This window comes from Deltaproteobacteria bacterium, assembly GCA_016210045.1.
Classification (GTDB): domain Bacteria; phylum UBA10199; class UBA10199.
Genome location: JACQUX010000025.1, coordinates 1 through 22144, shown reverse-complemented (window position 1 = coordinate 22144; position 22144 = coordinate 1). Strand labels below are relative to the sequence as shown.

Annotated in this window: 25 protein-coding genes and 1 tRNA gene; 7 read left to right on the top strand and 19 right to left on the bottom strand. The window is 60.7% G+C overall.

All coding sequences use genetic code 11. The annotated features are described in order from the left end of the window. Positions 1-9: 9 nt before the first annotated feature. The 14 genes from HY696_08720 to HY696_08655 all read right to left on the bottom strand — a co-directional run bounded on the left by HY696_08720 (position 10) and on the right by HY696_08655 (position 11262). Positions 10-93: transfer RNA gene (locus HY696_08720), tRNA-Leu, on the bottom strand. Between the two features lie 158 nt (positions 94-251). Beyond that, positions 252-458, bottom strand: coding sequence for a DNA-directed RNA polymerase subunit omega (locus HY696_08715; protein MBI4238481.1), 207 nt, complete (start codon positions 456-458; stop codon positions 252-254). Positions 459-504: 46 nt separating this feature from the next. Then, complete coding sequence (locus HY696_08710) at positions 505-1671, bottom strand: FAD-dependent oxidoreductase (GenBank protein ID MBI4238480.1); 1167 nt, start codon at positions 1669-1671, stop codon at positions 505-507. After that, positions 1655-2371, bottom strand: a complete 717-nt coding sequence (locus HY696_08705; GenBank protein MBI4238479.1) for a methyltransferase domain-containing protein — start codon at positions 2369-2371, stop codon at positions 1655-1657. The genes HY696_08710 and HY696_08705 overlap by 17 nt, the downstream gene beginning before the upstream one ends. Beyond that, a complete protein-coding gene (locus tag HY696_08700; GenBank protein ID MBI4238478.1) occupies positions 2368-3435 on the bottom strand; it encodes a type III polyketide synthase in 1068 nt (355 codons plus the stop codon). Before HY696_08700 ends, HY696_08705 begins: the two co-directional genes overlap by 4 nt. A 59-nt stretch (positions 3436-3494) precedes the next feature. Next, positions 3495-4934, bottom strand: a complete 1440-nt coding sequence (gene rseP / locus HY696_08695; GenBank protein MBI4238477.1) for an RIP metalloprotease RseP — start codon at positions 4932-4934, stop codon at positions 3495-3497. Further along, entirely contained in the window at positions 4931-6094 is a 1164-nt protein-coding gene (locus HY696_08690) for a 1-deoxy-D-xylulose-5-phosphate reductoisomerase (protein ID MBI4238476.1), read from the bottom strand. The genes rseP and HY696_08690 overlap by 4 nt, the downstream gene beginning before the upstream one ends. A 108-nt stretch (positions 6095-6202) precedes the next feature. Continuing rightward, a complete protein-coding gene (locus HY696_08685; protein ID MBI4238475.1) occupies positions 6203-7000 on the bottom strand; it encodes a phosphatidate cytidylyltransferase in 798 nt (265 codons plus the stop codon). Between the two features lie 4 nt (positions 7001-7004). Next, positions 7005-7694, bottom strand: coding sequence for a di-trans,poly-cis-decaprenylcistransferase (uppS, locus tag HY696_08680; protein ID MBI4238474.1), 690 nt, complete (start codon positions 7692-7694; stop codon positions 7005-7007). Beyond that, positions 7694-8248 carry a ribosome recycling factor gene (gene frr, locus HY696_08675; protein MBI4238473.1) on the bottom strand — a complete coding sequence of 185 codons (555 nt, stop codon included), beginning with the start codon at positions 8246-8248 and terminating at the stop codon, positions 7694-7696. The genes uppS and frr overlap by 1 nt, the downstream gene beginning before the upstream one ends. Then, positions 8245-8967: a UMP kinase gene (locus HY696_08670; protein ID MBI4238472.1), complete on the bottom strand. Its 723-nt coding sequence runs from the start codon at positions 8965-8967 to the stop codon at positions 8245-8247. Before HY696_08670 ends, frr begins: the two co-directional genes overlap by 4 nt. Beyond that, positions 8968-9831: an elongation factor Ts gene (locus HY696_08665; protein MBI4238471.1), complete on the bottom strand. Its 864-nt coding sequence runs from the start codon at positions 9829-9831 to the stop codon at positions 8968-8970. It lies immediately after the preceding gene. Positions 9832-9906: 75 nt separating this feature from the next. Further along, on the bottom strand, positions 9907-10767 hold the full coding sequence (rpsB, locus tag HY696_08660; GenBank protein ID MBI4238470.1) for a 30S ribosomal protein S2: 861 nt from the start codon (positions 10765-10767) through the stop codon (positions 9907-9909). 156 nt (positions 10768-10923) lie between these two features. Then, positions 10924-11262, bottom strand: a complete 339-nt coding sequence (locus tag HY696_08655; GenBank protein MBI4238469.1) for a hypothetical protein — start codon at positions 11260-11262, stop codon at positions 10924-10926. A gap of 114 nt (positions 11263-11376) precedes the next feature. On the opposite strand from HY696_08655, the gene HY696_08650 reads away from it, so the two are divergent. Together HY696_08650 and HY696_08645 are read left to right on the top strand one after the other, a co-directional pair. Next, positions 11377-12690, top strand: a complete 1314-nt coding sequence (locus HY696_08650; protein MBI4238468.1) for an inositol-3-phosphate synthase — start codon at positions 11377-11379, stop codon at positions 12688-12690. A 12-nt stretch (positions 12691-12702) separates the two neighbouring features. Further along, positions 12703-12984, top strand: a complete 282-nt coding sequence (locus tag HY696_08645; protein ID MBI4238467.1) for a hypothetical protein — start codon at positions 12703-12705, stop codon at positions 12982-12984. Between the two features lie 515 nt (positions 12985-13499). On the opposite strand, the gene HY696_08640 is transcribed toward HY696_08645, so the two are convergent. Further along, positions 13500-14192, bottom strand: coding sequence for a hypothetical protein (locus tag HY696_08640; protein MBI4238466.1), 693 nt, complete (start codon positions 14190-14192; stop codon positions 13500-13502). Between the two features lie 157 nt (positions 14193-14349). On the opposite strand from HY696_08640, the gene HY696_08635 reads away from it, so the two are divergent. From HY696_08635 to HY696_08625, 3 genes are all read left to right on the top strand, one after another. After that, positions 14350-15156, top strand: coding sequence for a hypothetical protein (locus HY696_08635; protein MBI4238465.1), 807 nt, complete (start codon positions 14350-14352; stop codon positions 15154-15156). Positions 15157-15177: 21 nt separating this feature from the next. After that, a complete protein-coding gene (locus HY696_08630; GenBank protein ID MBI4238464.1) occupies positions 15178-16548 on the top strand; it encodes a hypothetical protein in 1371 nt (456 codons plus the stop codon). A gap of 159 nt (positions 16549-16707) precedes the next feature. Further along, the gene (locus HY696_08625) at positions 16708-17820 is read left to right on the top strand and encodes an ATP-binding protein (protein ID MBI4238463.1); all 1113 of its coding nucleotides are present in this window, start codon (positions 16708-16710) and stop codon (positions 17818-17820) included. A gap of 27 nt (positions 17821-17847) precedes the next feature. On the opposite strand, the gene HY696_08620 is transcribed toward HY696_08625, so the two are convergent. Further along, positions 17848-18369 carry a hypothetical protein gene (locus tag HY696_08620; GenBank protein MBI4238462.1) on the bottom strand — a complete coding sequence of 174 codons (522 nt, stop codon included), beginning with the start codon at positions 18367-18369 and terminating at the stop codon, positions 17848-17850. 219 nt (positions 18370-18588) lie between these two features. Further along, a complete protein-coding gene (locus HY696_08615) occupies positions 18589-19236 on the bottom strand; it encodes a hypothetical protein (protein ID MBI4238461.1) in 648 nt (215 codons plus the stop codon). 111 nt (positions 19237-19347) lie between these two features. Between HY696_08615 and HY696_08610 the strand changes: the two genes are divergently transcribed. Then, a complete protein-coding gene (locus HY696_08610; GenBank protein MBI4238460.1) occupies positions 19348-19989 on the top strand; it encodes a prohibitin family protein in 642 nt (213 codons plus the stop codon). Positions 19990-19992: 3 nt separating this feature from the next. On the opposite strand, the gene HY696_08605 is transcribed toward HY696_08610, so the two are convergent. Continuing rightward, complete coding sequence (locus tag HY696_08605; protein ID MBI4238459.1) at positions 19993-20529, bottom strand: hypothetical protein; 537 nt, start codon at positions 20527-20529, stop codon at positions 19993-19995. A gap of 134 nt (positions 20530-20663) precedes the next feature. On the opposite strand from HY696_08605, the gene HY696_08600 reads away from it, so the two are divergent. Beyond that, complete coding sequence (locus HY696_08600) at positions 20664-21242, top strand: hypothetical protein (protein MBI4238458.1); 579 nt, start codon at positions 20664-20666, stop codon at positions 21240-21242. Between the two features lie 23 nt (positions 21243-21265). Here HY696_08600 and HY696_08595 read toward each other — a convergent pair whose 3' ends face one another. After that, positions 21266-21586: a DsrE family protein gene (locus HY696_08595; GenBank protein MBI4238457.1), complete on the bottom strand. Its 321-nt coding sequence runs from the start codon at positions 21584-21586 to the stop codon at positions 21266-21268. Between the last annotated feature and the right edge of the window lie 558 nt (positions 21587-22144).

Genomic DNA, 22144 nt, shown 5'->3' with positions numbered 1-22144 from the left:
TGCTATTTGTGCCGCCCCCCGGAATCGAACCGGGATGGCCGTGAAGCCACCAGATTTTGAGTCTGGCGCGTCTACCAATTCCGCCAGGGCGGCGACCCTCATTCCCAAATCGCCGCGAGCACCCCAATCGCGTCGTTGCGGCACCCCAAAATCCTCACGTACATTTATGTACGCTCCGGTTTCGGGGCCCCGCCGCGCCTAGCGCTTGAGGCACTCGCGACAATTTGGAAACGAGGGTCGTCATTTTGTTGCTACGCCGTGCGCTTCGGGTTGGGGATGTGGGCGATCACTTTGCGATCGGCGATCTCGCGCAGCGCGGTGACCACTTCGCGGTTCTTACAGGGATACATCGGCCGCGCCCCTTTGAGCAATTCCTTCGCCCGTTTGGCCGCTAAATGGACCAAAGAGAACCGGTTTTCCAGCGTCTCTAAACAATCTTCGACCGTGACTCGTGCCATACCGACACCTCCAAGGGGGGCACTCCTAGTGCAATCCGCTGAATTGTCAACCCTGGCGCGCGAAAACTACCCCAGCGGAAGGAACCCGACTGGCGTGGAGCACTCCGTGACCCAGCGGCGGCAGCCAACGACAGAGACGTACGCCGTATGGCGCAGCGGCCGAAGTCATCATGGCGTGCGTGAAGAGTGCGGCCCGGCGCGCACGGGCGAGGAGCCGATGCAGTTGGTCCTCGTAGCGGCGCGGCTGGCCGCGTAGCGTGGCATCGAGGTCGATCGCGGCGAGGGTTCCCGTGGCCAACGCGACGGTCATGCCGATCCCGACGACACTCGGCATCGTCGCGACTTGATCGCCGACTGCATACGCGCCGTCGTGGGTGAGCGAGGCCGCCGGTCGAAAAAATCCATACGGAATGCCAGCAATCACCAATGGTTGAGTGTCTTCGGACGTGAGGCCGTCCAGCAGCGGGCGCGCAATCGGAAACGTGTCGTGCAAGAACGCGCGCAGCTGGTGTGGTTGGCGACCGTGGCGGGCGAGCCATGCGGGCGTGACGGAGCCGCAGAGATTGACCGTCGTCGCGCCGACACGACAGAGTCCGGCATAGCCTCCAGGGAAGGCCAGCATCCACACGGTGTTGCCAAGCTCGGCCACCGCCGCATGCGTCGCCTGACAATGCCATTTGATGCCGACCGCCCCACGTAGAGAATGGCGTGTGGCACGTGTCTGCACGGAGCGCAGATCGTGTTTGCCCGTGGCGAGGATGATACTGCGTCCGCGATACGTGTCATGCGAAGTCGTGATGTCATAGGCGCCATCGGTCTGCGCGATGGCGTGCACTGTTTCACCGAGGTGCAACGTTGTTCCAACGGCCATCGCTCGCGCACTGCACGCGGTGTCGAGCGTGACGCGTGACAGTCCGTACGCGGGTGTTGGAAAGAGCAGCGTCGTGCGGGCGGATCCGGCGAGACAGCGCGCGCGTGTTAACTGCTGTGCGCCTAACGCGGCGACATCGACGTCCATCGCCAGCAGATACGGCAGGGCCTCGGCGCGAATCACTTCGCCACAGACCTTCGGATGGATCGTGGCTTCCCGCTCGAGAAGCAGGACGCGACGACCGCGCTGTGCGAGATGATACGCGGCCGCGCTGCCCGCGAGGCCCGCGCCGATGACGATGCTATCCCACACGTCGTGTGACTCGTTATGAGCGGTGCGCATAGGTCATGCCCCAGCGGAATGGCCAGTGCCAGCGGATCTGGACCCGCGAAGCGTCAATCGCGGCGCGCGCAATCAAGGTCTGGAGATCGCGCCGCGTGAACGCACGCGCGATCGAGAGTGGCGCGTCCGTCCGCACTAGTGGACCGCTGCCGATAAGTCGCACAGCCCATCGCACCGCGTAGTACGGGATTGGATGGCGGTGCAGATCGTTCACGAACCAACCGAGTTGAGCGAGCTCCGTCATCCGGCGCAGCAACGACGTGGCAGCGTCGGTCGCGAAATGATGTAAGAAGAGCGAGCAGATGATGACATCGACGGGCACCGGCGGCGCGTACGTGAGCACGTCTGCAGTTTCGAACGCGATCGGCCATTGCGCGGGCGTCGCCGCACGCGCAGCAAGGGCCGCCGCCGGATGGCGATCAATTCCCGTCAGCTGCACGTTCACGCCGCGCCGAACCGCCCATGCGGCGACGACGCGCAACATGTCGCCATAGCCAGAACCGAGATCGAGGATTTGTAGCGGACGCGCGCTGTCATGTCGTACAGTAAAGCGCTCCAACGCCGCCAACGTCGGCGCATAGGCACACGTCCAACGGTTAATGCGGGCGATCTCTTGCAGCGTCGCCGCAAAGGTCGCATCCGGCACCGAGGCATCATCCATCAATTCCTCGGCGCAACTCCGCTGGGCCCAACGGGTCATGGAACCTCACCGCTGATCGTAAATCGCATGCTCTCCAACGTCAGTCCCGGACCGAACGCCATCGCCACGCCAGGGCCCGGCGCGGCGACCGCTAACATCCGCTGCAACACGAACATGATCGTCGCCGACGACATATTGCCGTAGTCCCGCAACACCGCGCGCGAGTCCGCCAGTGCTCCGTCCGGTAACGCATAGCTCGCCGCCACGGCATCGAGAATCGCACGACCGCCGGGATGGATCGCCCAGTGGCGCACTGTGGGAACGGCCCACGGCCCGCACACGGCCCGTTGTTCGGTGCGGACCGCAGCGGCCACCAATTGTGGAATCGCGGCGTCGAGATGCATAAAGAATCCGTGATCGTGAATCTGCCACTGCATTGCGTCCGCACTCGCGGGGACCAGGGCATGATGAAACCCGTCGAGCCGCAAACCGCGCGGCTCCGCGCTCACGACACTTGCGGCGGCACCATCCGCAAAGAGGAGAAACGTGAGCAATTGATCCAGCGGGGCCTGTGGCCGAAAATGGAGCGAGCAGAGTTCCACGTTGACGATCAGCACGCGTGCCGTCGGATCGCTGTGCACAATTGCACTCGCGTGGCGCAGCGCCGGAATCGCGGCATAACATCCCATGAAGCCGAGCACCAAGCGCTGCGTGCTCGGAGGGAGATCGGCCTGCGTCACAATGTCGTAATCCAGTCCCGGCGCGTAGAAGCCGGTGCAGGTCGTGACGATCAGATGCGTGATGCTCCGCCGTGATGGCACGCCGGATGCGGTGAAGAGGGCGTCGAGCGCCTGCGCGGCGAGTGGCCAGGCGTGCGCACGAAACATGGCCATCCGTTCGGCCGTGCCGGGACAATGATCCGGCCGATAAAATGCGCGGTCGTCGCTCCCCCAAAAACGCGGCAACACCGTATAGCGCCGCGCAATACCGAGCTGCGGCCAAACGCGCGCGAGCACCGCACGATCGGCCGCCGCAGCCGACTCCCGCACAATCGCAGAGCTCGCCGCATGACACTCCTGCGCCGGCACTGCCACAGCAATGTGATTGAGATACGCGCGCCCCATGCGCAGGGGTTACTGGAAGCGCAGACCTTTGGCTAGTGCCATGTCCCTCGCGGACGGCGCTAAAAAATCTTGTCCACCAATCGCCGCACCCACGCGAACGAACCCAAATCGTTCACGGTGACGAAGACAAACACGCTGAGCAGAAACACTAGGCCGACATATTGCGCAACTTCGCGGGCGCGACGGGCGAGTGGGCGGCGGGCACAGGCCTCGATGGCGAGGAAGAAGAGATGGCCGCCATCCAGCACCGGGATCGGGAGCAAATTCAACATTCCGAGTTGCAGACTGAAGAACGCGAGGAAATAGAGATACGGTGAAAGCCCCTCTTGGGCGATCTGGGCGAACATTGAGAAGATCCGCACCGGACCGGCCAATGAGCTGTAGTGTTCGCTCGGCGCGTGGATCAGTCGCACTAAAAAATCACCGGTGAGACGAAACAGTCGCCCCAACTCTTGCGTGCCGCGAACGATCGATTGGCCCAGCCCGTAACGCCATACCACCTTCGGGACGCCGGCCCAGACCCGATCCGGATCGTGCGTGACCCCTAAAATCGCACGCCCTAGTTCCGGATCGATCCGTGGCTCGACTTGCAGCTGCAATGTGACGTCGCCTCGCACTACGGTCAGCTCCAATGGTTGTCCGCCGACGTACGCCAACGCATCCGCCGTGCGGCCGCCCCAGGCCCGTGCGGCCCAGAGCCAGAACCAGAGATTCCTGCCTGCGCCGCAGGCCAACGAGAGTTCGTCCCAATACTGCACCGGCTGCCCTGCAACGGCCGTCACGCGGTCGCCGGCTTGGAGGCCTGCCGCTGCTGCCGGAGAGCCAGGTTGCGTCCCGTCGACCACGGGGCGATTCAACAAAAACGTACTCGGATGGATGCCGAACCCCCAGCGACTCTCTCCCAACGGGACATCGCGCTGCGCGCCGGCGCGCTCCATCTGGAGGACGATCCCGCCTTTTCCTGCCAGGATGATGGCATCTTGGACATCGGCCCACGTCGCCACTGGCCGCTGATTCACGGCCACGATCCGCTCGCCCGGACGGATTCCAGCCACGTCAGCGGAGGAAAAGCGACGCACTTCTTCCACAATCGGGGGATTGGCCTCGAAGGCCGGCCGCTCGCGTCCCAGCATAAATGGAATTGGCATCACTAAGGCCGCGAGGAGCAGATTCATCACGGGGCCCGCCAAGATCACGCGCATCCGTGTCCCGACCGATTGATTCGCGTAACTGCGCGGGTCGCTCGCAGACGCGGTGTCGTCCGGATCTTCGCCGGTCATCTTGACGTAGCCGCCGAGCGGCAACAACGAGACGCGATATTCCGTGTCGCCCCGCCGCCGCTGCCACAAGACGCGTCCGAAGCCGATCGAAAAGGCCTCGACGCGAATCCCGGAACGCCGCGCCACGATGAAGTGCCCGAATTCGTGGATCAGGACGAGCAAACCAAAGCCGCCGATCAGCGCGACAATGACCCAGAGTTGTTGCAAAATGACCATCATGAATGTCTCTCCCTCAGGATTGCCGTGGCCACGCGCCGCGCCTCGGTGTCGGTGGCCAACGCCGCGTCGATCGTCTCGCCGCGCGGATCTGTGTACCGTGTACACGTGGCATCGACCACGTCGGCAATCGCGGAGAACGGAATCCGTTTCGCTAGGAAGGCGCTCACAGCCACTTCATTCGCCGCATTCAAGACCGCGGCCGCCGCGCCGCCGCGCCGATTCGCCGCTTTCGCCACCGCCAGACACGGAAACTGCTTTTCGTCGGGAGCGGTGAAGCTGAGCGTCTTGCATTGCACTAAATCCAACGGCGCAATCCCGCTGCTGATCCGCTCCGGATACGCGAGCGCGTAGGCGATCGGGGCGCGCATATCGGGCATCGCCAATTGGGCCACGACCGCGCCGTCGCAGTACTCGACTAATGCGTGGATAATGCTTTCGCGATGGATCACGACGTCGAGTCGATCCGGCTCGCAATCAAACAACCACCGGGCTTCAATCAATTCCAGACCTTTGTTCATCATCGTGGCGGAATCGATTGTGATCTTCGCGCCCATCGACCAGTTCGGATGTCGCAGTGCCTGCTCGACCGTGACGTTGGCCATGGCCTCCGCCGGCCAGTCGCGAAACGGGCCGCCACTCGCTGTCAAGATGATCCGCCGCACATCGGCGGGACGATGTCCGTGCAGCGATTGAAACACTGCGCTATGTTCGCTGTCGACCGGCAGGATCGTGGCGCCCTGTGCGCGCGCCGCTTGCATCAGGAGCGCGCCGGCCACGACCAACGATTCCTTATTCGCCAACGCGACGCGTTTTCCGGCACGCACGGCGGCATAGGTGGAGCGCACGCCGGCCGCCCCGACAATCGCGGCCACGACCGTATCGACATCCGCCAATTCGGCCAACGCGACGACGGCGGCATCGCCGACCCCGAGCTCGACGCCTGGCGGCAGCCCCAACGCTTGCAAGTCGGCAGCCGCCGCGTGATCCGCGACCGCGACATATCGCGGTCGCCACCGCGCCACGAGCGGCGCCAACTGTGCAACATTCCGCCCCGCCGCCAGCGCGGTGACTTCAAAGCGCTCCGGATGCTGGGCCACGACATCGAGCGTCGACGTCCCGATCGACCCGGTGGCACCTAAGATGGCTAAACGTTGCGGCATCGCTTTCCTCATCCCACATCTAACTTCATTTGCGTGGGGACAGGTACCTTCAAATGCACGAAAATGGCCGATTTGAAGGTACCTGTCCCCATTCAGATGATTTCATGGTTAATGGCTGATCCCCAACCACGTCACAAAATAGTAGACGATCGGCGCGCTGAACAAATAGGCGTCGCAGCGGTCGAGCATCCCGCCATGCCCGGGGAGCATTTGACCGGAATCCTTCACATGGGCGCCGCGCTTCACCGCCGATTCGATCAGATCGCCGATCGGCGCGACCAGTCCGATCACCAATCCGAGCTGGACGGCGGCCAATAACGGAAATTCCGGCCACCATAGCGCACGACATCCGAGCATGCCAACGATAGAACCCGCAAATCCGGCAATGAATCCTTCCAGCGTTTTATTTGGACTGGTCAGCGGAGCCAGTTTGCGTCGCCCGAGCGTCCGCCCGACCGCAAACGCGGCGGAGTCGGAGAGCGCGACCATCGCGAGCGTCATCGCAACCAATGCGCGGCCGTGGTCGAGCGCGCGGAGCCAGCTCAGATACGGCAACGTGCTCCCGATATAGATCGAGCCTAACAGCGCGACGCCCCAGCGCGCGGCGAAGCGCTCCAACGTGGTCGCCCGCCACAGCAGCACCACGGCCAGCACCAACGCCATCGCCCACAACCAACGCTCCCACGGCAAATGCCAACTTTGACAGGCCGCCAATCCGAGACCAAGCAGTGTCGCCGTCAAGCGATAGACCCGCGACGCGCCCAGCGTCAGGCGATAAAATTCCGCGAGCGCAAAGAGGACCGCCAACAACACGAGGCCCCGAAAGAGCGCCGCCGAGCCGACCACTAACGTCGTGGCGATCACGGCGATCAATAACAGAGCGGTGAAAATGCGCGTCAGCAGCATCGGTTTAGCTGGTTACACGGCCGAAACGCCGTTCCCGTTGTTGATACGCCGCTACCGCCGCCCGAAAGTCCTCTGCGGTAAAGTCGGGCCACAGTTGCGGGACAATATTCAGTTCCGTGTAGGCCAGTTGCCACAGCAGAAAATTACTGATCCGCCATTCGCCGCTCGTGCGAATCAGGAGCTCCGGCTCAGGGAATTCGGCGGTATCGAGGTAGGCCCCGAGTTGCTCCGGCGTCACGGTCGAGACGCCCGCCGCGACGGCCCGCGCAAAGGCGCGACAGATTTCGGCCCGCGCGCCGTAACTGAGCGCCAAGACCAGCGTCAGCGCATCGCCCCCCGCCGTGGCGGCCATCGTCTCGCGTAACCCCGCCTGCACCACGGCCGGGAGACGCGACGTATCGCCGATCGTCCGCAGTCGCACCCGTTGCGCGCACATTTTTTCGCGTTTGGAACGCAAGTAGGCGTCGAGCAGCACCATCAGGGCCTCGACTTCTTCCGCCGGTCGCGCCCAATTTTCATCGGAAAATGAATAGATGGTGAGATAACGCACGCCCAACTCGCGCGCCGCAGTGACGATGTCATCCACCACTTCCACACCACGACGGTGCCCCTCCACGCGCGAAAGTCCGCGCTGCTGTGCCCAACGCCCGTTCCCATCCGGGATAATGGCCACATGTGTCGGTAGCGGATTCATCAGACGGTCATGATCTCTTTTTCTTTGACCGCCACCGTCTCATCCACCTTCAGGATGATCGCATCGGTCAATTTTTGAATGTCTTGATGCGTCCGCTTCACGTCGTCTTCGGAATGGGCCCCCGCCTTTTCCATTTCTTTCAGGGACTCATTCGCGTCGCGCCGCCCGTTGCGGATCGCCACTTTGGTCTCTTCTCCGATCCGCTTCACCACTTTGACCAATTCCTTCCGCCGATCTTCAGTCAGCGGCGGGATCGGAAGCCGAATCAGATGGCCGTCGTTGCCGGGACTCAAGCCCAATTGGGCCTGGAGGATCGCCCGCTCGATCGCGCCAATCAGCGAGGCATCCCACGGTTGGATGGTGATCAGCCGCGGTTCCGGGATATTCAGTGTGGCCACTTGGTGCAGCGGCATTTGCTGACCGTAGGCCTCGACGCGCACGTCTTGGACCAACCCCAACGACGCGCGCCCGGTGCGGATCTTAGTGAGTTCCGCACGGAGATGTTCTAAACTCTGCTCCATCTGCTGACGCGATTTTTCTACGAGCGCTTTCATGGGTGCACCGTGGTTCCAATCCGCTCCCCAGCGACCGCGCGTTTCAGATTTCCTGGAGTAAAGAGATCAAACACCAGAATAGGGAGCTTGTTGTCCATGCACATCGAGATGGCGGTCGAATCCATCACTTTGAGTCCTTGTTGCAACACTTCGAGATACGTCAGTTCGGTAAAGCGCTTCGCCGCGGCGTTCTTGACCGGATCGCTGTCGTAGACGCCGTCGACTTTCGTCCCCTTCATCAGGATCTCGGCCTGGATTTCCATCGCGCGCAGACTGGCGGCGGTGTCGGTGGAAAAATACGGATTTCCCGTACCGCCGACAAAGATCACGACCCGACCTTTTTCCATATGGCGCAACGCGCGCCGCCGAATATACGGCTCGGCCACTTGTTGCATCGTCACGGCGGTCATGACCCGCGTATGCACGCCCAGCCGTTCCAACGCATCTTGCAGCGCCAGCCCGTTAATCACCGTGGCCAACATCCCCATGTAATCGGCGTGCGCCCGATCCATCCCGGCGGCGAGCGACGACGTCCCGCGAAAGATATTGCCGCCGCCTAAGACGATCGCCATTTCCACGCCCAACGCGTGGACCTCGCGCACTTCCGCGGCGAACGATTCCACAACCGGCGGACAAATACCGCTTTTCACCGCAGGGTCTTGCAACGCCTCGCCCGAGACCTTCAGCAAAATGCGCCGATACGCCACCGGAGTTGCCATTTACGCGCCCTCACGATCGCCCACTTGGAAGCGGACCATCTCCGCAATGCGAATCTGACCGTCCAACGCCTTCAACGCCTGCGCCACGGTCTGCTTCCCTTGCGGGTCCTTCACAAAGACCTGCTCTTCCAGACACTGTTCCGCATAAAATTTATTGATCCGTCCGGCCACGATCTTTTCCAAGATCTCCGCCGGCTTCTTTTCGTCCGCGAGCTGAGCGCGAATAATGTCCCGCTCCCGCTCCACGGTATTCGCCGGCACGGTGTCGCGTCGCAGATACGGCGGGTCCATTGCAGCGACGTGCATTGCAACGTCTTTCGCCGCCTCGGCCGTCAGCTTGCCGTTCGCGTCGTCGAAGATCACCAACACGCCGATTTTTTCCCCGGCGTGAATATAGCGACCGTTCTTCTGCTGCGCGCTCGCTGCGCGCCGCACCATCCGCTCTACCACAATGTTCTCGCCGATCTTCGCCGTCAATTCGGTCTGCCGCTGCGACACCGACATCCCATTCATCGCCAAATCGCGCAACGCCTCGACCGTGGGTGGATTCTGATCCAATGCAAGCTGCGCTACGCCGGCCGCGAACGCGCGAAATTCGTCGTTCTTCGCGACGAAGTCCGTCTCGCAATTCACTTCCACGAAGACAACGGTGGTCCCGTCTGCAGAGACGCATTCGGCGATCATCCCTTCGCTCGCCGAGCGTCCCGCTTTCTTGGCGGCCTTCGCGATCCCTTGTTTGCGCAACCAATCCGCCGCCGTGGTCAAATCGCCCGACGCCGCTTCCAGCGCGCGCTTGCAATCCATCATCCCGGCACCCGTCCGCTCTCGGAGGGTCTTGACTGTCTCTGCACTGATCGTTGCCATCATTATCTCCACTACGTTGTTGGGCCACCGCCATACGCACGGCGGCCCAGGAAAGTCACGACATGCCCGTGTGATTTACGAATGCACGACGACGACATCAGGTTTGCGCGCCGGCGCGGCCTCTTCGCCGGAACGGCCCCGTTCCCGACCGGTATAGGCCCGTCCACGACCGCCGACCTTGCGCTCATCCCCACCGGGCCCCGCTTTATCGTCGGACCCCTTCGCTTCGACTTCCTTGCGAATTACGGCCTGCCGTTTTTCGGTCCCGGCCAAACACGCATCCGCCAATTGGGTGATGATCAACTGAATGGAACGAATCGCATCGTCGTTGCCGGGAATGATGAAATCGATCCCGTTCGGATTACAGTTGGAATCGGCCACCGCCACTACTGGAATCCGCAGTCGATTGGCCTCCAGCTTCGCCGTTTGTTCGCGTTTTGGATCGACTAACACGACCACCGCCGGCAAATGATCCATCTCGCGGATCCCGCCGAGCGATTTCTGCATTTTGGCCGCTTCGCGCGCCAACAGGATTTGTTCCTTCTTCGGCAGCTTGGCCATCTCGCCGTTTTCCACGCGCGTGTAATAGTCCTTCAACCGATCGATGCTCTGCTTGATGGTGCGGAAGTTGGTCAACATGCCGCCCAACCACCGTTGACAGACATGGAACATCCCGGCCCGCGTCGCCTCTTTTTCGACGACGTCTTGCGCCTGCGGCTTCGTCCCGACGAACAACACCGACCCGCCACGCGCCACTTGCTCCAGCACGAAGTGCGAGGCCTTCATCAGGAGATTGACCGTCTTGTCGAGGTCGATGATGTGGATGCCGTTCCGCGCCGTGAAGAGATACGGCTTCATTCGCGGATCCCACCGTGAACACTGGTGCCCGAAGTGCACTCCGGCCTCGAGCAAGGCCTTGATACTGACCGTTTCCATACAAACCCCTTTCGGTTAGCCTCCACCCGCGAGACAAGCGACTATCGCCCGTCGTACACCAGTGTATGAAACGCTGCACCGGACCAAAAGGACCGCGGGTGTGCGAAGTGCGCTCCGCCTAGCATGGAGCAGGGACCAGGGTCAAGGAGAAGGGGGTTATTCCTTATCGACAAACAACGCCCGATAGGTGGGGTCTACTTCGGCCGCGGTAACAATCCGTTCCGTGACCTCGTCGATCAGCGCCGGATCGTCGAACAGCGGGTCGATCGTACGGGCCACCGTGGCGCGGACCTTCGCCTTGGCCCGCCGCCGCCGCGTGCGCGGCAACCCGATCGAGACCAAATGTTTCAGTTCCGTCGCCTCGTCCCGCAATGCCGTCCGCACCACATCGATCACGCGCGCCTCCCCACTGCGCCGGGAAGTGGCCTGTTTATCGGCATTTGCCGCCGTTACGGTCGGGCCGGAAAAAACTTTCTGCAACCATTGAATCAGCATAATTGACTCTCATCCCCAATATCGGCAAGTGCGACAAAAAAGTTGCGTAAAAAATGCACGCGTGTTAGCCGACGCGCGCATCAACGGTTCAACCTAACGAAAGATACCACACCTATGGCACCCACACCACGACCGATCGCCCCTGCAGCGGGGAAACTTGGCATCCTCCTCCCCGGCCTCGGCGCCGTCAGCACGACCTTCGTCGCCGGCATCGAGGCGGTCCGCCGCGAACTAGGGCGTCCGATCGGCTCGCTCACGCAGATGGGCCGCATTCGGCTCGGTAAGCGCACTGAAAAGAACGTCCCCTTCATTAAAGACTTCGTTCCACTGGCCGGGCTCGATCAACTCGCGTTCGCCGCGTGGGACTGCTTCCCCGACAACGCGTACGACGCCGCCGTGAAGGCCGGCGTGTTGGAGCGTCCGCTGCTCGATACGCTGCGCGATACACTCACGAACTTGCGTCCCTTCCCCGCCGCGTTCGACCGCAACTACGTCCGCCGCCTGGAAGGTACCCATTGTAAAAAAGGCACGCGCCGCGAAATGGCCGAACAAGTCGGCGCCGACATCGATCAATTCATCAAACAGAGCGGCGTCAGCCGTTGCGTCATGGTCTGGTGTGCCAGCACCGAAGTCTTCACCGAACCGGGCCCGGCCCACGCCTCGCTGAAGGCGTTTGAAGCCGCGCTCGACGCGGACGATCAAACGATTGCCCCCAGCATGCTCTATGCCTACGCAGCGCTGAAGCGCGGCATCCCGTTCGCCAACGGCGCGCCCAATCTGACCGTCGATACGCCGGCCATGCAAGAACTGGCGCGCGAGCACGGCGCCCCGATCGCCGGCAAAGATTTCAAGACCGGCCAAACGCTCATGAAAACCATCGTCGCTCCAGGACTCCGCTCCCGCATGCTCGGAATCGACGGCTGGTTCTCCGCAAATATTTTAGGTAACCGCGACGGCGAAGTCCTCGACGATCCGGATTCGTTCAAGACTAAAGAAGAGAGTAAGCTTTCCGTATTGGAGACGATCCTCCAACCGGAACTTCACCCCGAACTCTACGCCAACTTGTACCACAAGGTGCGGATCAACTATTATCCTCCGCGCGGCGACAACAAAGAGGGCTGGGACAACATCGATATCAGCGGATGGCTCGGCTATCCGATGCAGATCAAGATCGACTTCCTCTGCCGCGACAGCATCCTCGCCGCGCCGTTAGTCCTCGACATCGCGTTGTTCATGGACTTGGCCAAACGCGCTGGCATGAAGGGGATCCAGGAATGGATCTCGTTCTATTTCAAATCCCCAATGGTCGGCGCCGGCCTCTATCCAGAACACAACCTCTTCATCCAAGACATGAAGCTGAAGAACACGCTCCGCTACCTGATGGGCGAAGAACAAATCACGCATTTAGGGATCGAATACTACTCGTAACCCGGAGGACGCATGCAAAGTCTCGATGGTTGCATCTACCGCGACTATGTCGGCTGGCTGGTCTGCACCGGCCAACCATCCAGCGTCATTCGCAGCGCCATGGAAGAGCGAGACCAAGTCCCGTACACAATAACGGAACGGACGCGGCCGGACGGCTTTACGTGTACCCGCTTTACAAAAGATGCAACTGTGACCGGCCAATTCGGCTACGCGTTGCGCCACAATCTCGTCCCGTTTCTCAGCAACGCCACGCACGCCTTCGCTGCCTTGTTGGGCATCGTGCCATCGCGATAACCACCACAGACAAATGCCGGCAGGGCATTAGGGCCTGTTTGCAAAATCGATGGTCGTGCCAATTCCCCGGGAGGAACGCAAGGGGGGCCTGCGGGCCGTTCGTCTCGCGTTACGGCGCTCGGCTCACTGAGACCTCGCTCGGTCGGGCTTCAACCCCATAGCGCTCCCTCGCTCAGACTCGCCCGCCGGCCCCCCTCGCGCCCCTCCCGGGACCGCGTTCCACTCCCGATGTGTGATCAAGCGTGTTTGCAAATCTGATGACCGACTGCCGGGACTGTCTATGCGCTCGCCGGGCGGAGGGCCCAGGGGCCCCCAGGGGCTCTCGGAGCCGTTTTCTCCTTGCGTAATGTAACGACGAAAACGGCGAGGGCGAGCGCGCGGCGCCTCGATGGCGCCGCGATAGCGTACCCTGGGGGCCCCTGGGCCCTCCGCCCGGCCCCCGGAACGAGCACGGGCCATTGCGTGTGGAATACGTCGTAGTTTCCGCACTGCTGTATCGATATTGCTAACACGCCCTAGAACGGCAGAACATCCGCCGGCCGCGCGGATGCGCCCAGCACAGTCTCGAACGGCGGCAGCAACGCGGCCAACGCCGCATCTTCCGCCGCTTGCGCAGCCAAATACGCCACAACGCCTTGCTTCGATTCGAGCGTCATCAGCGCCAATGGGACCGGCCGTTCCGCCGCGACATACGCCGCGTGGATCGGCGGCAAATCCATCATCAAGGCCGCGCTCACGGCCGGTTGAAAATAGTCGTGGCCCACCAACGGGGCGAGACTCGGAATCGGAAACTGCAACAGCACCATCGGCGTGCGACATCCGGCTTCCGCCTGGGTGTGCTGCCGGGTCCGCCCATAACCGACGGCATCTCTCCAGCGCAGTGAAAATTGCGAGACCTGCGGCGTCATCAGACCGCCACTCGCGACGATCACGGCCACATCGAACAGCGTCGTCCCATGATAGTAATATGTCCCATTGACCGGTCGGAACACCCACGGAACGATTCCGGCGCTCCGATCCCGGAACAGATGCGCGACCCATCCCCCCATGCGCCGCCACAGGCCGCGCTGGACCGTTCCCGCTGTGCCTTGTCCGCCGTCGAGCGGCGCCGCGACCTCCGCGTGCCTCCCCGAAACGGCCACTCGCGGCGCCTGCGCCACGCCACGGGACGACGTCGCAGGAAGACCGTGAGGACCTTTTCGATGCACGCTAACCATGCACTGTTATTATCGGCAAAACTCGGAAAATGTTGCGTCGCCGCACTTTAATACCCCGTACACAATAGAGAACGGAATCTGCGGGAAACACCGTTTTCCACTCTTCAGCTCGGCCCGCACCTCTTACACTTATCATTAGGAGGTATGTATGCAATGCCGAAGATTGAGAGCTCGCTGTATCGTCGGCACTAGCAGCTTGCTCTGGCTCCTGCTCGCCGGCCCCGCCTTCGCCACCACACCCCCCGCCCCGATCGAGGCCACGTTGCAGGTCGTGACCCCGTTGATTCGCGTCGGCGAGGCCATCCCGATCGCGATCACCGTCGTGTCCCGCGTCGCGACGGCGCAAGTCCTGGCCATGGCCGTGACCGTCGGTCCTGGGCTGGCGGTCACCTCACCGTCACTTGACGTGGCGGAGGGCGGCAACATCGATCTGACCACGCGGGAGATGGCCTTCGGCGCGCAGCGTCTGGAGGGGACCGTGGAACTCCCCGCGACCGATGCACGACAATTGACCCTCAGACTCATCCCCCTCGGCACGCTGCCCACGCATAGTATGGTCCAGGTCCAGGTCCGGCCGATCGACGAAACGGACTCCGCCGCGCGCGCCACGAGTGCAACGCTGTTCATCAGCCGCACGACTGGGCGCGAGCAACTCGTCATCTATCGACCGCACGAACTCAATGTCGGTGTGGATCGCGCCACGGTGCGCACGGCCGCCGGCAGCTCGATTCCGCTCCTCACTAATCCGAACGCGCTGGTTGCGATTCCGGCGGGGAGCGCCCGTCCCTCGGGCGGCGCGCCCCAACGGACGGTGATTGCAGATCTCGATCAGGCGCCGGAACGCGCGCCGCTCCCGGCGCTGGTGCCGATGACGGTGTATCAGGAGCAGGGCCTTGCACCCACGCCGGCCGGCGGCGGAACGGAACTTCCGCCGCCGTATTTGGTCACGCCGTAACGGACAGGAACGGAGCTGATTATGTTATCGACGACACTTCTCCAGATTGGCCGAACCCTGCTGCGGTGCAGCACCTTCCTCGGGATCGTTGGGCTCGGCGTCGCGCAGGCCGCGGAACAGCAGATCAGCGGCAATCTCTCGTTCTTCGATGAACGCGACGCAGCGCTCGTCCCGTTTCCGCTGCCGGACGACCACTTCCGCCCGCTCGCCAACGTCCCGTACGCCGTCGTCATCAAGCAAGGGGGGAAGCAGAAGATCGTCGGCTATGGGATCACGCATACCAACGGCGCGATCATCCATCAGCTGGAGATCCAGAAGGCCAAGAATGAACCCGCCACGCTCACGTTGCTCTTCACGCTGCAGAACAACCTGTGGCGGATGAAAGATGTCCTCGGGAAACCCTACCAGATGCAATCGGCCGCGCTCCCGTTCAACCCGACCCAGAGCGGCGCCCTCGATTTCGGTGCGATGGCCCCGGTCTACGGGACGCTCAGCCACCAGGCGGCCCACGTCTTCACCTCGGTGGAAGAGGCCTGGATGTATGGCACCGATGGCGGCTGGACGCAGGACGATCCGCTGACCGTGATCTGGCCGAACTACAAGATCGCCGGCGGAAAGATCGTGACCGATCCGTCCGGGAATCCCCTGGCGGATGGGATGTCGAACGCCTCAGCCTCGACGATGCGGATCAATTTCAGCAAGTGGCTGGATGATCACGGCACGATCTACCACGAATATGGGCACGTCATCCAACAGCGGCTCGTCACCATCCCGAATCCGGGCTACTGCTGGGTGGAGGCACAGGCCACGAATTACACCGAGGGTGATGGCTGCTGGCATAATACCGAGAGCCAGGAATATCCCGCGGCCGCCTTCATCGAGGGATGGGCCGATTTCTACGAGTACAGCGTCGCCAACTACGTCCTGCCGGAATACAACGATAACGCCTATGTGATGTATGTGGAGGCCGAGACGCGAACGATCAACCCATTGGACGATACGAACGAGGGGAACGTGGCCGCCGTCCTCGTGGACCTGCTGGATACGGCGATCGACAGCCACGCGGCCCAGACGGAACATTTCCAGATCAAGCCGATCACCACCGGGACGACGACCACGTACTACTACGACTTCACGCAGACGCTCCTCGACGGGACCGATCAGCTCGGTTGGACCTTCTCCGGCCTCTTGGCGGTGCTCGCCCATCTGAACGAAACGGGGGTGACGCAGGAGGTCGGAATCGAGGCCTTCATCGCCGAGCTGCGGACGATGTGTGTGGAGCAGGCGTGGGCATGTGCCGAGGCGACGTGGGATGAACACTTCGACCAGCTCGCGCAGACGAGCTGGGTGAATCTCCAAGCCAACACGGCCCCCACGCCGTACCCGTGGTAACGCGGCACTGCGACCGCCATCATTCCGCCTCGCGCCCGACGGTTTCCACATTTATTCCCGAGCCAGCCGTGTCGTGGAATGGAATGGTGATAGTTGTATTTTATCCAATAGTATAAAAAACTTCGCATTTTTTTACTCTATGGTATAAATTACTAACATATGCGCGAACGTTATTGTGCCGCACAAATTCGTCGGGATCTGGCTCGGAAAATGGTGTTTTTGGGGGGCGCGCGCCAGGTTGGGAAGACGACCCTGGCACAGCGCTTCATCGGTAAGACGGGGCTGTATTTAAACTGGGATATTGCGGCGCATCGGGAGCGCATCTTACGGCGTGAATGGCCGACCCGCGCAGGACTGATCGTCTTCGACGAGCTGCACAAATATCGCGGCTGGCGCAATTATCTGAAGGGACTCTACGACGAGCACAGACGCTATTATCAGGTCTTGGTCACCGGAAGCGCGCGGCTCGATTGGTATCGGTACAGTGGGGATTCCTTGCAGGGACGGTATCATTATCTGCGGATGCATCCGTTGTCGGTCGCCGAGTTGGGGGGCACCTCGACGGCGCTGCGCGATCTGTTGCAGTACGGCGGCTTTCCGGAGCCCTTCTTCGGTCAGGACACCGTCGAAGCGCGTCGTTGGTCGCAGGAGTATCGCACTCGCTTGCTGCGTGAAGAAATCACGACGGTGGAAGGCGTGCGCGATCTAGGCCACCTCGAATTGCTGCTGTTGCGCCTGCCAGATCTTGTGGGCAGTCCGCTGTCCATCAATGGGCTGCGCGAAGATCTGCAGCTAAACCACAAAACCGTGAGTCGCTGGCTGGATATCTTCGAACGATTCTATGTTTTCTTTCGCTTGGCACCGTTTGGTACGCCGAAAATCAAGGCGGTCAAAAAGGAACAGAAACATTACCATCTGGATTGGAGTCTGGTGCGGGATCCGGGCGCACGTTTCGAAAACCTCGTGGCGTGTCATCTCCGCAAATGGGTGGATTGGCAGGTCGATACGAAGGGCCGCGCCATGGAATTACGGTATGTCCGCGAGGTCACCGGCCGGGAGGTCGATTTTGTCATTCTGGAAGATCAGCGGCCATTGCAGTTCATCGAAGTGAAGCGCACAGAGTCTCCGATCAATCCGCTGTTGATCACGTTGAAGAGGAAATTCCCCAGCAGCGAGGCATTGCAAATTCATGGTGAGGGGCGGACGGCGTATCGTTCACCCGATGGCGTTCAGGTTCAACCCGCCATAGAATTGTTAAAAACGCTGGTCTGAGCCGGCATTCACGAGCCCTCAGCGCACTTACAGCGCAAAATCGTAGCTCAACGAGAGCTGCCCCGCCGGAGTCCATTCCAACGCGCACGTCGCGTCGCCACAGCCGAGTGGAATGCTAAAACCGCCCTGCGTGGTCGGCGGTGTCCGGATGGTCCGCAGCGAACGCAACCAAATGGTCTGATGAGGGAAGTCCGCACGAAACGGCGTCCGCTCTAACAGCGCGATGCCCAACGCCACGCCCTGCTCGCCGCTTTTAATACGATCCGGTGCAAACGGGCCATACGTCAGTGTATAGGCGATATGCTGACAACCACCCGTCTCGAAACTCACAGCGGTTCCATCGGCCAGCACCGCCGACTCCGTAAAGCGCCGCACCGCCGTTTTCCGTTGATCCATTTGTCGATAATTTTTCAGCAACGGCGATCGCGTATCCAGCGCGCCATGGATGCCATCGAGCTGTAACGTACAGTCCTCGCCCGCGACGGCATACCCCATCGCGACACCGATGGCGAAACACCAGCACAGTACTACGCAAAAACACCGCTTCATGCCCCCACCGATCCGATCCGCGTATAGCAGACCTATCGCAACGCACGATCTTTGCTATGCTTTTTTCACCACCATTCTGCGACACCCACTCCATCTCTTGATTTCATTCAGTTTTTTGATCAAAAAACCCCCATACCAACGCCCGGCCTGCGCCCCCCAACTCGTCTACGAGCCCGCTAGAGGCCTCCAAATCGAGCTTCTTACACGTTATGCGGCGCATTAATGATCAATCCCCGCCGCTTGCCGCACTCGCTCCATCGTCGCAGCGCTCAGCGTGATGGGTGCCATGCGGCGCGTCGCCCGCGTTACCGTCTGCTGTTCCAGTTTGGTCTCCGTCGTGATCACCGCACCCGTCGTCCAATTGATGTCGATCGTGCGCGCCGTACCGAGTAGCGTGTCACCGATTTCGTCGGTATAGCCGATCAGATACCAGTCATTCTGTTGCCACCGAAATCGATACGTCATCCCCCATCGATCCCGACTCCCGCCATAGAGTTGAATGACCACGACGCCACGCTCCAAGCGAAAGTCAGTGAGTGGATCGCCCAACATCCCGCCGCAGCTTTGGCACATCACCAAATCGGCCTTGACCGCTGACAACTTGAATCCGCCACCGGCATCGCCGAACCCCACGACTAACAGTCGATCGATTTGTTGATCGGCGGGCGACAACAGCAGCGCGAAATCCGGTCGACCATCCCGATTCAGATCGTCGGTCAATTGTCGCTCCAGCGTCCAGCCCGACGGGACAAAGTCTTGCGCACTCCGCCCCGACCGCGGCACCACCGGCCCCGCCGTCCCGGCGAAGCAGCCCAGCGGCATCGAATGCAGCAACATGACAATCAGCCAACCCCGCCACCCAGTCATCGCTCGCCCCTATCGAATTCCGCGCCAATCCGCAACGCACTTCACATGCTGCAAAAATGCGACTGTCCTTTCTCAGTGCATCGACATACACATTCCGAACGGAGGCACAGCATGCGACCAAAACGCTACGCGCGCTATTTCATCATCACGATCCTCGCGCTGCTGCTGCTGGGGATCGAATCCAGCGTCCTCGTACGTCCAGGGGAACGAGGCGTCTTGCTGCACTGGAACAAGGTTCAAAGGGGGCAGATCCTCGAAGAGGGATTCCACTTCGTCCTCCCACTCAGGGACAAAGTCGAGATCACGGACATTCGCCCACGCCGCATAGAGACGAAGATCCCAGCCTATTCGAAAGATCACAATGATGTGGATGTGGCATGCACGCTCATTTTTCACCCCGATCCCCAACGGGTCGATCAGCTGTACGAAGCAGCCGGACGGAACTACGAATCTCAGTTGATCCTCCCTGCCGTACACACAGTCGTAAAGACCACGCTCGCCCAATATACCCCGCTCGAGATCGCCGACCAACGCCCTGCGATCCGCGAACGAATCAAGGCACTGCTACGCGACCGTCTGGCGAACAATCATCTCATCGTGGATGAATTTGCGATCATCGACTTTCAATTCTCTGAGGCGGTTGAGCGCGCGATGGAAGAGAAGCTGATCGCGAAGCAGAAGGCCCTGCAGGCGGAAAACAAGAGGCAGCAGATCGAGGCCGAGAAGGCGCTGCGTCGCAGCAAAAGAAAGTAGCCGTTACTGCGCCGTCGCGTCGCGCGGCTGCCTCCAGAGCGGCAGATACGGCACCACCAATGTCGAATCCGGCAAGCGACATGCAGACGCCACGGTTCGCGGTGCCGTCGTCCATTCATGATGCAGCGCCCGCATTTGCTCCCGCAACGTCACGTCGGTTTCGCACCGCAGCCGTTTTCGCAACGCGGGCAACATGGCCAGATCCCCGTTTCTGCGGATACACGCGAGCACAAAGCGCCGCATGTCTGTGTCCCCGTGATTCAGTCCATTCGTCAGACAATCCAACGCCTCGGGCGTATGGGAATGCACTTGCGCGGCATACGCCATCCGCTGCAAAACGGTGTTGTCCGAAGACTGCAACACACGCCGCGCTCCGTGTCGTACCAACGCCCGCAATGGCTCCGCGGCCGTATCGACCGCCCGGACGAAACAATCCCGCACCGCCGCTGCCCCACGGCGTTCAGCGCGAATCGGTGTCGGCAATGGTCGACGCCCCACGCGCGACCGCAACGGTGTCGTCAATGCCAAGTAAATTGCCATATCAGGCCCCTTTCTGCACCGCCCTAGCGCGTCTCTGTAAAATTAGTGACCGCGACAACGCAAGCACCGAATGCACCACCGGCCAGCGCGTGCATAAATGTCACAAATCTGCTAACAACGTGGCCATGTGGCGCATGGCTCGTCGCACCTCTCTGGCACTCGTTCTGCTGTTGCTCAGCGGTCCCCTCGGACATGCAGCGCCCGCGCGCAAGACAATCCTCGATTATTTTCGGACGATCCCAATCCATTATCTGTCGAGCAACGGCCTGGCATTCGATCGGATCCGCTCACTCACCGTGCAGGATCTCGCGAATGGATTTTTGAAATACGAAGTCAGCGATGCCCCGCTCGAAGGCCAAGTGACGCTGTTTCGCAAGACCGACGGCAGCCCACTCGTGGCACTCGTCATCGACGATTGCGGTGGCTGTGGTGAAGGCTACCACCAAACGCTCCATTTTTTAGAAGAGCACCACGGGAAATGGATCGATCGCATCAAGACCGTATTGCCGCCGATCACCGAAGCCATGCTGGTTGCGCAGATCAATAAAGTAACCGGCCGCACAGTCACGGTCGATCAAACAAATCACGTCTATCCTGATTATCGCCTGCCGCAACACGGCACGACCATTATCGTGCAAGAACAAGGCAATGTTCCCACTCCACTCTTTCATTTACACTGGAACAAGACCCGCTTCGACCTCCGCGCGCCGTAAGCAAACTCCCCAGCGCTTACGATTCAGAACGTCAGCACACGATCCGAATCTCTGACCAGTGCGTAGAGATCCTGCATCGTCGAAAGCGGACATAACTCAGAGCTCTCTTTGTGCCGGAGTTTGAGACAGGTGCCGCACGCGAGGATTCGTCCGCCGCCCGCCAGAAATGACTGCATCTGTTCGGTCACTTTGAACTGCACCGTATCGAGCGCTTCAACCTCCACGCCCCTGGCCAGTAGAAATGCAGTCACTTGATCCTGCTCCTTCAGCGCGAAATTGCCCAATCGGAAGACGTTCCACACCGTTTCCGCATCTGTGGAATGAATGATCAGCGCCAATTTCATCTGCCGCCTCCTGACGGTGTTATCAATAAAAGGAAAACAGAAGGCTGATACGTTTCATCGGGCACCTCTAATACGTATGCAGATTCACAGCTGTCCCAACGTTAACCGAATAGATTCAATTGGTTAGCGATGCTGGTGTTATCGGCTTCATCGTCATCGCCCTCCAGGGCTTGTAAAATAGGCGTTTGCATGGCTCGGCTCCTTCCGCAAATGCGCGAAAGGACGCCGATGGCACGAATCGAAATTGAAATCGATAAAACTCATTTTGGTCGAATTCAGTTGTTGCTACAAATAGTTACAGCACTCTGACTCATCAACGTTGGGACAGCTGTGGGATTGATAATGTCGCAACCTCTGAGCGGGTTCGTCCACCCACCGGAAACACCAATAAGAAACCCGCCGTGTGGCGGGTTTCTTATTGGCGTCCCCATTCGTACACTACGCGAACCTTTTGAGGGAACCGATTTATTTGGTGTTTAAGGTCCAGATTCCTGAATATAAAGCATTCAAGAAGTAAAACCGTTAATAACTTGCATTACTATTAACGATATTATATAT

Excerpts from the sequence above, each read along its gene's own strand:
- HY696_08610 (MBI4238460.1), top strand. The coding sequence starts at position 19,348 with ATGCGACCAAAACGCTACGCGCGCTATTTCATCATCACGATCCTCGCG.
- uppS (MBI4238474.1), bottom strand. The coding sequence starts at position 7,694 with ATGAATCCGCTACCGACACATGTGGCCATTATCCCGGATGGGAACGGG.
- HY696_08705 (MBI4238479.1), bottom strand. The coding sequence starts at position 2,371 with ATGACCCGTTGGGCCCAGCGGAGTTGCGCCGAGGAATTGATGGATGAT.
- HY696_08630 (MBI4238464.1), top strand. The coding sequence starts at position 15,178 with ATGTTATCGACGACACTTCTCCAGATTGGCCGAACCCTGCTGCGGTGC.
- HY696_08645 (MBI4238467.1), top strand. The coding sequence starts at position 12,703 with ATGCAAAGTCTCGATGGTTGCATCTACCGCGACTATGTCGGCTGGCTG.
- HY696_08605 (MBI4238459.1), bottom strand. The coding sequence starts at position 20,529 with ATGGCAATTTACTTGGCATTGACGACACCGTTGCGGTCGCGCGTGGGG.
- HY696_08655 (MBI4238469.1), bottom strand. The coding sequence starts at position 11,262 with ATGCTGATTCAATGGTTGCAGAAAGTTTTTTCCGGCCCGACCGTAACG.
- rpsB (MBI4238470.1), bottom strand. The coding sequence starts at position 10,767 with ATGGAAACGGTCAGTATCAAGGCCTTGCTCGAGGCCGGAGTGCACTTC.
- HY696_08690 (MBI4238476.1), bottom strand. The coding sequence starts at position 6,094 with ATGCCGCAACGTTTAGCCATCTTAGGTGCCACCGGGTCGATCGGGACG.
- HY696_08600 (MBI4238458.1), top strand. The coding sequence starts at position 20,664 with ATGGCTCGTCGCACCTCTCTGGCACTCGTTCTGCTGTTGCTCAGCGGT.
- HY696_08625 (MBI4238463.1), top strand. The coding sequence starts at position 16,708 with ATGCGCGAACGTTATTGTGCCGCACAAATTCGTCGGGATCTGGCTCGG.
- HY696_08650 (MBI4238468.1), top strand. The coding sequence starts at position 11,377 with ATGGCACCCACACCACGACCGATCGCCCCTGCAGCGGGGAAACTTGGC.
- HY696_08670 (MBI4238472.1), bottom strand. The coding sequence starts at position 8,967 with ATGGCAACTCCGGTGGCGTATCGGCGCATTTTGCTGAAGGTCTCGGGC.
- HY696_08700 (MBI4238478.1), bottom strand. The coding sequence starts at position 3,435 with ATGGGGCGCGCGTATCTCAATCACATTGCTGTGGCAGTGCCGGCGCAG.
- HY696_08665 (MBI4238471.1), bottom strand. The coding sequence starts at position 9,831 with ATGGCAACGATCAGTGCAGAGACAGTCAAGACCCTCCGAGAGCGGACG.
- HY696_08620 (MBI4238462.1), bottom strand. The coding sequence starts at position 18,369 with ATGAAGCGGTGTTTTTGCGTAGTACTGTGCTGGTGTTTCGCCATCGGT.
- HY696_08635 (MBI4238465.1), top strand. The coding sequence starts at position 14,350 with ATGCAATGCCGAAGATTGAGAGCTCGCTGTATCGTCGGCACTAGCAGC.
- HY696_08615 (MBI4238461.1), bottom strand. The coding sequence starts at position 19,236 with ATGACTGGGTGGCGGGGTTGGCTGATTGTCATGTTGCTGCATTCGATG.
- frr (MBI4238473.1), bottom strand. The coding sequence starts at position 8,248 with ATGAAAGCGCTCGTAGAAAAATCGCGTCAGCAGATGGAGCAGAGTTTA.
- rseP (MBI4238477.1), bottom strand. The coding sequence starts at position 4,934 with ATGATGGTCATTTTGCAACAACTCTGGGTCATTGTCGCGCTGATCGGC.
- HY696_08685 (MBI4238475.1), bottom strand. The coding sequence starts at position 7,000 with ATGCTGCTGACGCGCATTTTCACCGCTCTGTTATTGATCGCCGTGATC.
- HY696_08710 (MBI4238480.1), bottom strand. The coding sequence starts at position 1,671 with ATGCGCACCGCTCATAACGAGTCACACGACGTGTGGGATAGCATCGTC.
- HY696_08715 (MBI4238481.1), bottom strand. The coding sequence starts at position 458 with ATGGCACGAGTCACGGTCGAAGATTGTTTAGAGACGCTGGAAAACCGG.
- HY696_08595 (MBI4238457.1), bottom strand. The coding sequence starts at position 21,586 with ATGAAATTGGCGCTGATCATTCATTCCACAGATGCGGAAACGGTGTGG.